This is a genomic window from Actinophytocola sp., assembly GCF_035712165.1.
GTDB lineage: Bacteria > Actinomycetota > Actinomycetes > Mycobacteriales > Pseudonocardiaceae > DASYTH01.
Map to the genome: position 1 here is coordinate 1 of NZ_DASTBH010000088.1, position 11,675 is coordinate 11,675.

17 protein-coding genes are annotated in these 11,675 nt (G+C 68.6%); 12 read left to right on the forward strand and 5 right to left on the reverse strand.

Annotated elements, in window-relative coordinates; genetic code table 11:
• Both VFO68_RS04650 and VFO68_RS04655 read right to left on the reverse strand, forming a co-directional pair.
• Positions 1-361 (reverse strand): nickel-dependent hydrogenase large subunit (locus VFO68_RS04650; RefSeq protein ID WP_325156893.1); only part of this gene is annotated, 361 nt, incomplete at its 3' end.
• A gap of 16 nt (positions 362-377) precedes the next feature.
• Complete coding sequence (locus VFO68_RS04655) at positions 378-1,433, reverse strand: hydrogenase expression protein HypE (RefSeq protein ID WP_325156894.1); 1,056 nt, start codon at positions 1,431-1,433, stop codon at positions 378-380.
• 218 nt (positions 1,434-1,651) lie between these two features.
• On the opposite strand from VFO68_RS04655, the gene VFO68_RS04660 reads away from it, so the two are divergent.
• The 12 genes from VFO68_RS04660 to VFO68_RS04715 are packed head-to-tail and all read left to right on the forward strand — an operon-like array spanning position 1,652 to position 9,898.
• Positions 1,652-2,266: an SIS domain-containing protein gene (locus VFO68_RS04660; protein ID WP_325156909.1), complete on the forward strand. Its 615-nt coding sequence runs from the start codon at positions 1,652-1,654 to the stop codon at positions 2,264-2,266.
• A 1-nt stretch (position 2,267) separates the two neighbouring features.
• A complete protein-coding gene (locus VFO68_RS04665) occupies positions 2,268-2,489 on the forward strand; it encodes a HypC/HybG/HupF family hydrogenase formation chaperone (protein WP_325156895.1) in 222 nt (73 codons plus the stop codon).
• Positions 2,486-3,181, forward strand: a complete 696-nt coding sequence (locus VFO68_RS04670; RefSeq protein ID WP_325156896.1) for an SIS domain-containing protein — start codon at positions 2,486-2,488, stop codon at positions 3,179-3,181. Before VFO68_RS04665 ends, VFO68_RS04670 begins: the two co-directional genes overlap by 4 nt.
• Positions 3,178-4,218: a hydrogenase expression protein HypE gene (locus VFO68_RS04675; protein WP_325156897.1), complete on the forward strand. Its 1,041-nt coding sequence runs from the start codon at positions 3,178-3,180 to the stop codon at positions 4,216-4,218. Before VFO68_RS04670 ends, VFO68_RS04675 begins: the two co-directional genes overlap by 4 nt.
• A gap of 4 nt (positions 4,219-4,222) precedes the next feature.
• A complete protein-coding gene (locus VFO68_RS04680; protein ID WP_325156898.1) occupies positions 4,223-5,566 on the forward strand; it encodes a hypothetical protein in 1,344 nt (447 codons plus the stop codon).
• On the forward strand, positions 5,563-6,081 hold the full coding sequence (locus VFO68_RS04685) for a hydrogenase maturation protease (protein ID WP_325156899.1): 519 nt from the start codon (positions 5,563-5,565) through the stop codon (positions 6,079-6,081). Before VFO68_RS04680 ends, VFO68_RS04685 begins: the two co-directional genes overlap by 4 nt.
• Positions 6,054-6,326 carry a HypC/HybG/HupF family hydrogenase formation chaperone gene (locus VFO68_RS04690; RefSeq protein ID WP_325156900.1) on the forward strand — a complete coding sequence of 91 codons (273 nt, stop codon included), beginning with the start codon at positions 6,054-6,056 and terminating at the stop codon, positions 6,324-6,326. The genes VFO68_RS04685 and VFO68_RS04690 overlap by 28 nt, the downstream gene beginning before the upstream one ends.
• Before the next feature lie 12 nt (positions 6,327-6,338).
• A complete protein-coding gene (hypD, locus tag VFO68_RS04695; RefSeq protein WP_325156901.1) occupies positions 6,339-7,466 on the forward strand; it encodes a hydrogenase formation protein HypD in 1,128 nt (375 codons plus the stop codon).
• Positions 7,463-8,560 (forward strand): hydrogenase expression/formation protein HypE, encoded by a 1,098-nt coding sequence (gene hypE, locus VFO68_RS04700; protein ID WP_325156902.1) that lies wholly within the window; start codon positions 7,463-7,465, stop codon positions 8,558-8,560. Before hypD ends, hypE begins: the two co-directional genes overlap by 4 nt.
• Positions 8,560-8,922 (forward strand): hydrogenase maturation nickel metallochaperone HypA, encoded by a 363-nt coding sequence (gene hypA / locus VFO68_RS04705; protein ID WP_325156903.1) that lies wholly within the window; start codon positions 8,560-8,562, stop codon positions 8,920-8,922. Before hypE ends, hypA begins: the two co-directional genes overlap by 1 nt.
• Positions 8,895-9,587 (forward strand): hydrogenase nickel incorporation protein HypB, encoded by a 693-nt coding sequence (hypB, locus tag VFO68_RS04710; protein ID WP_325156904.1) that lies wholly within the window; start codon positions 8,895-8,897, stop codon positions 9,585-9,587. The genes hypA and hypB overlap by 28 nt, the downstream gene beginning before the upstream one ends.
• Complete coding sequence (locus VFO68_RS04715) at positions 9,584-9,898, forward strand: hypothetical protein (RefSeq protein ID WP_325156905.1); 315 nt, start codon at positions 9,584-9,586, stop codon at positions 9,896-9,898. The genes hypB and VFO68_RS04715 overlap by 4 nt, the downstream gene beginning before the upstream one ends.
• Here VFO68_RS04715 and VFO68_RS04720 read toward each other — a convergent pair.
• The 3 genes from VFO68_RS04720 to VFO68_RS04730 are packed head-to-tail and all read right to left on the reverse strand — an operon-like array spanning position 9,874 to position 11,476.
• Entirely contained in the window at positions 9,874-10,620 is a 747-nt protein-coding gene (locus VFO68_RS04720) for a metallophosphoesterase family protein (protein WP_325156906.1), read from the reverse strand. The two genes, VFO68_RS04715 and VFO68_RS04720, sit on opposite strands and share 25 nt — an antisense overlap.
• Entirely contained in the window at positions 10,617-10,883 is a 267-nt protein-coding gene (locus tag VFO68_RS04725; RefSeq protein WP_325156907.1) for a BON domain-containing protein, read from the reverse strand. Before VFO68_RS04725 ends, VFO68_RS04720 begins: the two co-directional genes overlap by 4 nt.
• Positions 10,880-11,476 (reverse strand): nucleotidyltransferase family protein, encoded by a 597-nt coding sequence (locus tag VFO68_RS04730; protein ID WP_325156908.1) that lies wholly within the window; start codon positions 11,474-11,476, stop codon positions 10,880-10,882. The genes VFO68_RS04725 and VFO68_RS04730 overlap by 4 nt, the downstream gene beginning before the upstream one ends.
• Between the last annotated feature and the right edge of the window lie 199 nt (positions 11,477-11,675).

Consider the following 11,675-nt stretch of genomic DNA (forward strand, 5'->3'; position numbering starts at 1 on the left):
CGAGGTTGTCCTGGAAGATCGCGTGGTCGAACATGAACTCTGCGGCCTCACCGAGGTTGAAGATCCACTCGGCAAGCGGCGGTGTCTTGATGCCGTAGGCCATGTTCTGCGCGTAGACCGAGCAGGTCGCGTGGTTGTCGCCACAGATGCCGCAGATCCGGCTGGTGATGAAGTGCGCGTCGCGCGGATCCTTGCCCTTCATGAAGATGCTGTAGCCCCGGAAGATCGACGACGTGCTGTGACACTCGACGACCTTGCGTTGCGCGAAGTCGATCTTCGTGTAGATGCCGAGGCTGCCGACGATCCTGGTGACCGGATCCCAGGCCATCTCGACCAGGTTCGAGTCCTTGGTGGAAGTCATCGGTTTTCGCTCTCCTTCACCAGTCCGACTGGTAGCCGCTCAGTAGCTGGTTGCCTTTTGCGCGCCATTTCGGCTCTTCGTCAACTTTTTTCGCGGTGAAGCCGCGCAGGGCCCGGATAACCGTTCCGTACATTCCGGTCGCCGCCGAGGAGACCTTGCTGCCGGGCGGCTCGTCCATGAACGGCATGAACTTGTCCGGGAAGCCGGGCATGGTGCAGGCGATGCAGATCCCGCCCACGTTCGGGCAGCCGCCCACGCCGTTGATCCAGCCCCGTTTCGGCACATTGCATTTGACCACCGGGCCCCAGCAGCCGAGCTTCACCAGGCACTTCGGCGAGCCGTACTCCTTGGCGAACTCGCCCTGCTCGTAGTAGCCGGCCCGGTCGCAGCCCTCGTGCACGGTCGCCTCGAACAACCACTTGGGTCGCAGCGCCTCGTCCAACGGGATCATCGGAGCCTTGCCGGCCGCCTGGTAGAGCAGGTAGAGGATGGTCTCGGACAGGTTGTCCGGGTGGATCGGGCAACCGGGCACGCAGACGATCGGGATGCCGTCCTTGGACTTCCAGTCCCAGCCGAGATAGTCCGGCACCCCCATGGCGCCGGTCGGGTTGCCGGCCATCGCGTGGATGCCGCCGTAGGTCGCGCAGGTGCCGACCGCGAGGATGGCGAGTGCCTTGGGCGCCAACCGGTCCAGCCATTCGCTGGTGGTCATCGGCTGGCCGGTGGCCGGGTTGTTGCCGAACCCGCACCAGTAGCCCTCGGACTTGATCGCCTCGTTGGGCACCGAGCCCTCGACGACCAGCACGAAACGCTTCAGTTCGCCGCGGTCGGCCTTGTGCCACCATTCGATGAAGTTGTCCGCACCCTGCTCCGGGCCGCACTCGTAGTCCAGCATCGGCCAGTGCACCGCGACCTCCGGCAGCCCGGGCAGCGCGCCGACCAGGATCTCCTCGATGCTCGGCTGGGTCGCCGCCGTCAGCGCGACGGAGTCGCCGTCGCAGCCAAGGCCACCATTCATCCAGAGGATGTGTACCGGCTCCTCGTCGGCGGCGGACTTCTCGACACTTGTCATCGGTGACCTCGAACGCTGGACAGAATGGCTGCGGGGTCCCGGGTATGCCCTCGGGAAACGTTAGTCCTGTCGATCGACGCCAGCAAGACAGAATTGTCGTCCGTGATTCGGGAAATCGTGGATTCCACACCAGGTCTGGCTTGCCGGCGCCGGCAGGCCGTCTTAAGATGACCAAAAACGGCGAACAGTTGTGTCGTCACTCGGACAGAGGTGTCCAGATGACCCAGTCCGGCCGGGTCGGTGTCAGCGAGCTGTTGGCGCGCAGAACCGCACCCTTGAACGATCTCGCCAGCCAGGCGCTGGACGTGGCCCGGACCTGTCACGCGATGGCTGCCCGATTTCACCGTGGAGCGAAGCTTGTCGTGTTCGGCAACGGGGGACCGAGTACCGACGCCCAGCATGTCGCGGTGGAGTTCGTGCATCCGGTGATCGTCGGTAAGCGCGCCCTGCCGGCCATCTCGTTGACCTCCGACGTCGCCACCCTGACCGGAATCGCGAACCGGGTCGGCCTGGCGGAAACTTTTGCCCACCAGATACGTTTTCTCGCCGATTCGCACGATATCGCGCTGGGACTGTCCACCGACGGAAACTGCGAGAATGTCCGGCGTGGGTTGGCGCAGGCGCGCGAGCTCGGCCTGCTCTGCGTCGCGCTGGTCGGCGGCGACGGTGGGCAGATCGCGGCCAGCGATGCCGCCGACCATGTGCTCCTCGCCCGGTCGGATGACCCACGCGTGGTCAAGGAGGTGCACGTGACCATGTACCACGTGCTGTGGGAGTTGGTGCACGTGTTCTTCGAACAGCCGGGCGTGCTCGACCCGAGCGTGGTGAGCTGACGTGAACCTGCCCGAGTGCCATGACGACGTCTGCATCACCTGTTCGGACTCGGCCGTCGCGGTGACCGTGCTGCGCCTGCTCGACGACGACCTCGCCGTGGTCGGCACCGAGGCCGGTACCGAGGAGGAGGTGAGCGTCGCGCTGGTCTCCGCCCGGCCCGGCGACCAGATCCTGGTTCACGCCGGCGAGGCGATCGCGATGCTGGGCGGCGACTCGCGGTGACCCGGAGCAACGGATCCGCCGAGCCGGCCGCCGACGTCCGGTCGCTCTACCCGTTCCTCTATGCCGGCCGGTCCAATGTGGACGCCGTGCTGGAACAGGTTCGGCAGTCCACCGTGGACAAGACCGAGGAGATCACCCGGCTGCGGGCCGAGGTGTTCGACCGGGACGGCGACCGGCTGCTCGCCTGCGCCGGTGCGATGGCGCAGCGCTTCGCCGCCGGCGCCCGGCTGCTCGCCTTCGGCAACGGCGGCAGCTCGACCGACGCGCAGGACCTGGCCAGCCTGTTCCTCAGTCCGGCGGACGGTCCGGACGGCGCCGCCCGGCCGCTGCCCGCGATCGGGCTGACCAACGACATCGCGGTGATCACGGCGCTGTGCAACGACGTCGGCTTCGACGTGGTGTTCTCCCGCCAGATCGCCGCGTTCGGCCGGGCCGGCGACATCGCCGTCGGGCTGTCGACCAGCGGCAACTCGGCCAACCTGGTGCGCGCCTTCGACGAGGCCGGCCGGCGCGGCCTGTTCACCGTGGGGATCGCCGGCTACGACGGCGGCAAAATGGCCGAGCTGGACAGCATCGACCACCTGTTCGTGGTGCCGTCCACCTCGGTGCACCGGATCCAGGAAGCCCAGACGACGCTCTACCACGCTCTGTGGGAGCTGACGCTCGCCGCGTTGGGAGATGATCAAAGATGACAACGGCTGAGGAAGCACCGGTTCACATTCTCTGGATGAACGGAGGCCTCGGCTGTGACGGGGACTCGGTCGCGCTGACGGCGGCGACCCAGCCGAGCATCGAGGAGATCGTTCTCGGCGCGCTGCCGGGACTGCCGAAGATCGCGGTGCACTGGCCGCTGATCGACTTCGAGTGCGGCCCGGAGCAGGGTGCGGACAACTTCATCGAATGGTGGCACAAGGCCGACCGGGGTGAGCTGGACCCGTTCGTGCTCGTGGTGGAGGGTTCGATCCCGAACGAGGCGATCAAGTCCGAGGGCTACTGGTGCGGGTTCGGCAACAACCCGGACACCGGCCAGCCGATGACCACCAGCGAATGGCTGGACCGGTTGGCCCCCAAGGCTTTGGCGGTCCTGGCGGTGGGCACCTGCGCGACCTACGGCGGCATCCACGCGATGGCCGGCAACCCGACCGGCGCGATGGGGGTGCCGGACTACCTCGGCTGGAAGTGGCGCTCGAAGGCGGGCATCCCGATCGTGTGTGTCCCGGGCTGCCCGATCCATCCGGACAACCTGTCCGAGACCATCCTCTACCTGCTCTACCAGGCGGCCGGCAAGGCTCCGATGATCCCGTTGGACGAGGCGCTGCGGCCGACCTGGCTGTTCGGCGCCACGGTGCACGAGGGCTGCGACCGCGGGGGCTACTACGAGCAGGGTGAGTTCGCCAAGGAGTACGGCTCGCCGAAGTGCCTGGTGAAGCTGGGCTGCTGGGGCCCGGTGGTGAAGTGCAATGTGCCGAAACGGGGCTGGATCAACGGCGTGGGCGGTTGCCCGAACGTGGGCGGGATCTGCATCGCCTGCACGATGCCGGGGTTCCCGGACAAGTTCATGCCGTTCATGGACCCGCCCCCCGGGTCGCGGGTCTCGGCCACCGGCAGCCGGGTCTACGGCGGCGTGATGCGCCGGCTCCGCAAGATCACCGAACGCAAGGTGGACAAGGAACCGGCGTGGCGCAAGAAGGGCCGCGAGCTGACGACCGGGTACAAGGCGCCCTGGTGAGCCGATGACGGCGATGGATCAGGCCCGGGCGATCGCGGACGCCGTGCTCTACGAGGGTTATCTGCTCTACCCGTACCGGGCCTCGGCGACCAAGAACCAGGTCCGCTGGCAGTGGGGGGTGCTGATGCCGCCCGGCTACGTCGGGTCGGGCACCGGCGAGCACGCCTGGTGCGGCACCGACCTGCTGGCCGAACCGGACTCCGGTGCGACCCTGCACGTCCGGCTGCGCTTCCTGCAGTTGCAGGCCCGAACGGTCGAGGTGGCCGAGGATTCCGGCTACCAGCCGGTGGCCGCGATCGCCGTCGAGGGCACCGAGCACACCAGCTGGGACGAGGCGGTGGAGTGCGAGATCGACACGGCGCTGCGCTTCGCCGACCTGCTCGGCGGTGACAACGAGGTTCCGTTCCAGGTGGACGGTGGCGAGGAGGTCGAACACCTGCCCGGCCCGCGCCGGACCCGAATCACGCGCCGCCGCGAGCCCCTGCACGGCCTGCTGCGGCTGCGGGCCGACCCGCTGCCCGGCCCGTACGGCGGGCTGCGGTTGCGGGTGCGGATCGAGAACACGGTGACCTGGCACCAGCCGGACGCCGACCGGCCGGCGGCGCTGCGGCACGCGCTGATCGCCACGCACGCGCTGCTGTCGCTGTCGTCCGGGACCTTCCTGTCGCTGCTGGAGCCGCCGGAGTGGGCATCGGTGTTCGCGGCCGAATGCCGCAGCGAGCGGATCTGGCCGGTGCTGGTCGGCTCGCCCCCGGACCGGGACACCGTGCTCTGCTCGCCGATCATTCTCTACGACCACCCGACGATCGCCCCGGAGAGTGCCGGCGACCTGTTCGACGGCACCGAGATCGACGAGATCCTCACCCTGCGCACCATGACCCTCACCGACGAGGAGAAACGCGAGGCCAGAGCGACCGACAGCCGGGCGGCCGACCTGCTGGACCGGGTCGACCATCTGCCGGACGAACTGCTCGAACGGTTGCACGGCTCGGTGCGCTACCTGCGTTCGGTGACCGGTGAGGCCGAGCCGGCCGACGTCACTGCGCGGCCGGACGTGCCGTGGTGGGATCCGGGCGCGGACGCCTCCGTCTCGCCGGAGACCGACACCGTGACGGTGGCCGGCGTCGAGGTCGGCAACGGCACCCGGGTACGACTGCGGCCCGGCGGCCGGGCCGACGCGCACGACATGTTCCTCGCCGGCCGCACGGCCATGGTGCGGGCCGTGCTGCTGGATGTGGACGGCGAGCGGTACCTGGCGGTGTCGCTGGAAGACGATCCCGGCGCCGAGCTGTTCGCCGCACACGGCCGGTACCGGTACTTCCGCCCGGAAGAGGTCGAACCCCTGTGAGACCAACGGTGCTGGTGGCCGGGGTCGGCAACGTGTTCCTCGGCGACGACGGGTTCGGCGTGGAGGTGGCCCGCCGGCTGTCCGAAGTAGACATACCGGAGTGGGCGCGGGTGGTCGACTACGGCATCCGCGGCATGCACCTGGCCTACGACCTGGCCGGCGGCGGCTACGAGCTGACCATCCTGGTGGACGCCACCAGTCGCGGCGAACCGCCCGGCACGGTCTATGTGATCGAACTGGACACCGCCGCCGGCGCCGATGTCGCACCGATCCTCGACGCGCACGGCATGCAGCCCGATGTCGTGCTGCGCCTGGTGGCGACCCTGGGGGAGGACCCCGGCCGGGTGCTCCTGGTCGGCTGCGAGCCGGACCGGCTCGACCAGCACATGGGCCTGAGCCCCGCCGTTGAGCGCGCGGTGCCCGCCGCGATCAGCACAGTGCTGGACCTACTCGCCGAGCATGGGCGCGGCGCGAGAGAGGAGACGCCATGTGCCTCGGCATTCCCGGGGAAGTGATCGAGATCCTGACCGACCGGCCGGACCTGGCCAGGGTCGACGTCAGCGGGGTCAAGCGGGCGATCAACATCGGTCTGCTGGAGGACGAGGGGGTCGAGCCGGGTGACTGGGTGCTGATCCACGTCGGGTTCGCGCTGTCCAAGATCGATGAGGACGAGGCGAAGGCGGCCATGGAGTTCCTCGAAGGCATCGGCAAGGCCTACGACGACGAGATCGCGGCCCTGCGGGACTCGCACATCGTTTAGGAGTTGAGGATCATGCGGTTCGTCGACGAGTTCCGGGACGCCGACAAGGCCAGAGCGTTGTCCGCCAAGATCACCAGCCTGTGCGAGCCGGGCCGGGAGTACAAGTTCATGGAGGTGTGCGGCGGGCACACGCACACCATCTACAAGCACGGACTGGAGGACTACCTTCCGGAGAACATCACCCTGATCCACGGACCCGGCTGCCCGGTGTGCGTGATCCCGATGGGCCGCATCGACGACGCCATCCACATCGCCCGCAGGCCCGGCGTGCTGATGACCTCCTTCGGCGACATGATGCGGGTGCCCGGCAGCGGCGGGAACTTCTTCGACTCCAACGCCGAGGGCACCAACATCCGGATGGTGTACTCGCCGCTGGACTCACTCAAGATCGCCCGGCAGAACCCGGACCAGCAGGTGGTGTTCATGGCCATCGGGTTCGAGACCACCGCGCCGTCCACCGCGATGACCGTGCTGCGCGCGGCCAAGGACGGGATCGAGAACTTCTCCGTGTTCTGCAACCACATCACGATCATCCCGGCGATCAAGGCGATCCTGGACTCGCCGGACCTCCGCCTGGACGGCTTCATCGGACCGGGCCACGTGTCCACGGTGATCGGCTGCCGGCCCTACGAGTTCATCGCCGCCGACTACGGCAAGCCGATCGTGGTGGCCGGGTTCGAGCCGCTGGACATCCTGCAGTCGATCTACATGCTGATGCTGCAGTTGAAGGAGGGCCGCTCCGAGGTCGAGAACCAGTACTCCCGGGTGGTCCCGTGGGAGGGCAACCTCACGGCGCTGCGGGCGATCGCCGAGGTGATGGAGTTGCGGCCGTACTTCGAGTGGCGCGGCCTGGGCTTCATCTCCCACTCGGCACTGCGGATCCGGGAGAAGTACGCCGCCTTCGACGCCGAACTGCACTACGAGGTGCCCGGCGTGCGGGTCGCCGACCCCAAGGCGTGCCAGTGCGGCGAGGTGCTCAAGGGTGTGCTGAAACCCTGGGAGTGCAAGGTGTTCGGCACCGCGTGCACGCCGGAGACACCGATCGGCACCTGCATGGTCTCGCCCGAGGGCGCCTGCGCCGCCTACTACAACTTCGGCCGGTTCACCCGCACCCGGGTCCGGGAGGCGAGCCTGTCGTGAGTGCGCAGGACACCGCCCCACCTTCGGAACGGGAACAACAGGTCCTCGACCGGATCGAGCGCGCGCGGCGGCGCCGGGCGAAGGTCAAGGAGGAGCGGATCACGCTCGCCCACGGGTCCGGCGGCAAGGCCAGCCAGACCCTGATCGAGGCGATCTTCCTCGAGTCGTTCCGCAACCCGTTGCTCGAACCGCTGGAGGACGCGGCCGAACTGACCGTTTCCGGCGCCCGGCTGGCCCTGACCACCGACTCGTTCGTGGTTTCCCCGCTGTTCTTTCCCGGCGGCAACATCGGTGACCTGGCGGTCAACGGCACGGTGAACGACCTCGCGGTCTCCGGCGCGCGGCCGCTGTACCTGACCGCCGGGTTCATCCTGGAGGAGGGGTTCCCGGTCGCCGACCTGACCGCGATCGTGGACTCGATGCGCACCGCCGCCGACGCCGCCGGGGTCTCGATCGTCACCGGCGACACCAAGGTGGTGCAGCGCGGAAAGGCCGACGGCTGCTACATCAACACGGCCGGCGTCGGCGTGCTCGAACATCCGGGCCGCCTGGGGATCGCGACGGTGCGGCCCGGCGACGCGATCCTGGTGTCCGGCCCGATCGGCGAGCACGGCGTGACCGTGATGCTGGCCCGTGGCGAGTTGGACATCGAGGCCGACCTGGTGTCGGACACCGCGCCGGTGCACGATCTGGTGGCCGGGCTGCTGGGCACCGTGCCGGGCGTGCGGGCGATGCGGGACGCCACCCGGGGCGGGGTGGCCACGATCCTCAACGAGGTGGCCCGCGCGGCGGAGGTCGCCGTCGTGGTCGACGAGCAGACCATTCCGGTCGGCACCGAGGTGCGCGGCGCCTCCGAACTGCTCGGCATCGACCCGCTGTACGTGGCCTGCGAAGGGCGGATCGTGGTCTTCGTCGACGGCGCCTCGGCGGACGAGGCGCTGGCCGCGCTGCGCCGTCACCCGCTCGGCGAGCACGCCGCGATCATCGGCCGGGTCAAGGCGGATCCGCCGGGACTGGTGCTGCTCAACACGGTGTTCGGCGGCACCCGGATCTGTGACCTGCTGGTCGGCGACCCGCTGCCGAGGATCTGCTGATGCACGAGCTGTCGCTGACCCAGAGCGTGGTGTCGGCCATCACCGAACGGTTCGGCGAGACCCGGATCTCGGTGGTGCGCCTGGAGATCGGCAAGCTGTCCGGGGTGGTGGTGGACTCCATCCGGTTCTGCTTCGACCTCGTGGCGGAGGGCACCACGCTGCAGGGCGCCCGTCTGGAGATCGACGAACCATCCGGATCGGCCCGGTGCCGGGACTGTGCGCACGAGTTCACAGTGGACGATCCGATCGTGCTGTGCCCGAACTGCGACAGTGCCAACGTCACCGTGCACTCCGGCCGGGACATGTTGATCAAGTCGGTGGAGGTGACCCCGGCATGTGCGCCACCTGCGGCTGCTCGGTGACCGAGCACGATCACGGACACACTGTCACACTCGAACAGAAAGTTCTGGCCCACAACGACAAGCTGGCCGAGCGCAACCGGGAATGGCTGGTCGGTCAGGACATCCTCGCCATCAACCTGATGAGCTCGCCGGGCTCGGGCAAGACCACCCTGCTGGAGCGCACGATTCGGGACCTGGCCGGTGGTCCGGAGATCGCGGTCGTGGAGGGCGACCAGGAGACCGAGTTCGACGCGGACCGGATCCGGGCCACCGGCTGCCGGGTCGTCCAACTCAACACCGGGGCCGGCTGCCATCTCGACGCCGAGATGCTGCACCGGGCGCTGCACTCGCTGGACCCGCGGCCAGGATCGCTGGTGTTCGTGGAGAACGTCGGCAACCTGGTCTGCCCAGCGCTGTTCGACCTGGGCGAGTCCGGGCGCGCGGTGGTGATGTCGGTGACCGAGGGCGCGGACAAACCGCTGAAGTACCCGCACATGTTCCGCACGGCGGATGTGGTGCTGCTCAACAAGGTCGACCTGCTGCCGTACGTCGACTTCGCCGTGGACCGGTTCCGGGAATACCTGAATCGCGTAAACCCCACCGTCGAGCTGCTTCAGGTTTCGGCCACCCGGGGCGACGGTATCCGCGACTGGTACACCTGGCTGTCCGAAAGGAAAAGTCGATGAGCGAGGACGTGTCCCGGTTCGCGGGCGAGGAGCACCATGGTTGGTCTCCGGACGTCGGCAGCGGCGGGAGCGAGCGCGCGACCGAGGCCAACGAGAAGGCCTTCGGTGAGCCGCAGGGCGAGCGGGGTCCCGGCCGCGTCGTGTCGGACGAGGAGCGCGAGGGTGTCTCCTCCACCGACACGGAACCCGACTCACCGCACGGTGTCGGTTCGAGCCGGTCCGCCACCCACGGCGAGGACTTCGCCGATGACACCGCCGAGGGCACCAAGGATCCCTCGGGCCGTCCTTACGGGACGGTGGAGGGCGACTGATCGCGGTCCGGTTCCAGGCAGTACACCGAGTACGCGGCGTTGATCACGGGCTGGGCGACGTTGCGCACCCGAACCCCGCCCGCGGTAAGACCCTGCTCACAGCCGAAGTGGGCGTGACCGTGGATGGCCAGGTCGGTGCCGGTGGCGTCGATGGCCTCGCCGAGCAGGTAGGAGCCGAGGAACGGGTAGATCTCCGGCGGTTCACCGCGCAGCGTGTCCACCGTGGGCGCGTAGTGGGTGAGCGCGACCCGGGCGTCGACGTCGTCGATCGAACTGAGCGCGTGGCAGAGCCGGTCCGAGATCTGCACCGTGTGCGCGATGAACGCTTTCATCTCGGGTTCACCGAACGCGCTGCCACACTTGCCGGCGAACCCGCCGCCGAACCCCTTGACCCCGGCGACGCCGAGCCGCTTGTCGCCGGCCTCGATGATCACGCTGCCGCCCTCGAGCACCCGGATCCCGGCGTCCTCAAGGAGTCCGGCGATGGCCTCCTGCTGGTCGCTGTGATAGTCGTGGTTGCCGAGCACGCTGACGACCGGCACCGGCAGGTCCCCGAACTCGTCCGCGACCACCTGCGCCTCGTCGAGAGTGCCGTGTCGGGTGAGATCTCCGGCCAGCAGCAGGACATCGGCGTGCTCACCGACATTCTCCAGCGCTGGCCGTAACCGGCCCCGTGCGTCGTCACCGAGGTGTACGTCGCCGACCGCGGCGATCCGGATCACCGGAGCTCCTCCCGTCCGCTCGGCTCGTCCGCGCAGGTCACCCGGACGTCGTTGTATACCGCCAGATCCGGCGCGACGTCGGCCAAGACCTGTTGTAGCTCGTCCCTTCGCTGCTCCGACACGACCTGCCCGGACAGCAACACGTGGTCGCCCCGCACGGTCACCCGCACGCCCAGTTCCGCCGTGCGCGGATCCTCGGCCAGGGCCTGACGCAACCGGGCCGCGCGGTACTGCGGCGCGTCCGGTGCCTGCGGTCTGGTCATGTGCCGCTCCCTTCCGGCAGCCCGTCGCCGGATGCGATGTTCAGCCGGGCGACGAGCAGCAAAAACGCCTCCGCGTAGGGCGAAGTCTCGGTCTGCTCCCGCAACCGCACCCAGTCGATCTGTTCCCGCAACGCCCGGGCGATGGCCAGCAGCAGGCTGAAGTCACACCGGTGTTCGCTCAACGTCAACAACTTCTGCGTCAGCACGTCAGTCGCATGCTGCACAGGCACCAGCGTGCCGCCCACCCGCATCTCGTCGGCCCGCTTGAGCATCGCGTCGTCCACCGGACGTTCGTTGGGCCGGAACAACAGGTCGACGAGGCGATCACCGTCGTACACCTTGGTCAGCCAGTCCTCGGCGGCCTCGGCCGCGCGCATACCGCCCGCTACCAGCGCACTCACCGCCGCCGGCACGTCGTCCTCCCGCACCAGCAGGTCAAGGTCATGCTCGGTAGCCGGCCCGCCCCGCGCATACACCGCGCACCCGCCCGTGACCACGAACGGCACGTCCGCCCCCCGCAACGCCCGGGCTACCCGTGCCAGCGTCCGGAGCAAGGCATCCTGGTCGCTCCGAATCGACTCGATCGCCGTCACTCGCGCCATGACCTCGGTTACCACCCCCTGCCAGCAAACAAACGACCCCACCCAGTGAACCCTCCCCACCCCCGCGAGTCCCCACTTCCAGCCCGGCGAGTTGCCACTTCCAGCCCGGCGAGTTGCCACTTGGTGCGGTGCTCGGGTTTCTTCCGGAACGCCGGGGTGGTTGGCCGGGCGGGCGCTGGTGGCGGCGTTC

Bases quoted from the DNA above. Each gene is read 5' to 3' on its own strand.
- VFO68_RS04655 (WP_325156894.1), bottom strand. From the start codon at position 1,433: ATGACAAGTGTCGAGAAGTCCGCCGCCGACGAGGAGCCGGTACACATC.
- VFO68_RS04660 (WP_325156909.1), top strand. From the start codon at position 1,652: ATGACCCAGTCCGGCCGGGTCGGTGTCAGCGAGCTGTTGGCGCGCAGA.
- VFO68_RS04675 (WP_325156897.1), top strand. From the start codon at position 3,178: ATGACAACGGCTGAGGAAGCACCGGTTCACATTCTCTGGATGAACGGA.
- VFO68_RS04680 (WP_325156898.1), top strand. From the start codon at position 4,223: ATGACGGCGATGGATCAGGCCCGGGCGATCGCGGACGCCGTGCTCTAC.
- VFO68_RS04690 (WP_325156900.1), top strand. From the start codon at position 6,054: ATGTGCCTCGGCATTCCCGGGGAAGTGATCGAGATCCTGACCGACCGG.
- hypD (WP_325156901.1), top strand. From the start codon at position 6,339: ATGCGGTTCGTCGACGAGTTCCGGGACGCCGACAAGGCCAGAGCGTTG.
- hypA (WP_325156903.1), top strand. From the start codon at position 8,560: ATGCACGAGCTGTCGCTGACCCAGAGCGTGGTGTCGGCCATCACCGAA.
- hypB (WP_325156904.1), top strand. From the start codon at position 8,895: ATGTGCGCCACCTGCGGCTGCTCGGTGACCGAGCACGATCACGGACAC.
- VFO68_RS04715 (WP_325156905.1), top strand. From the start codon at position 9,584: ATGAGCGAGGACGTGTCCCGGTTCGCGGGCGAGGAGCACCATGGTTGG.
- VFO68_RS04725 (WP_325156907.1), bottom strand. From the start codon at position 10,883: ATGACCAGACCGCAGGCACCGGACGCGCCGCAGTACCGCGCGGCCCGG.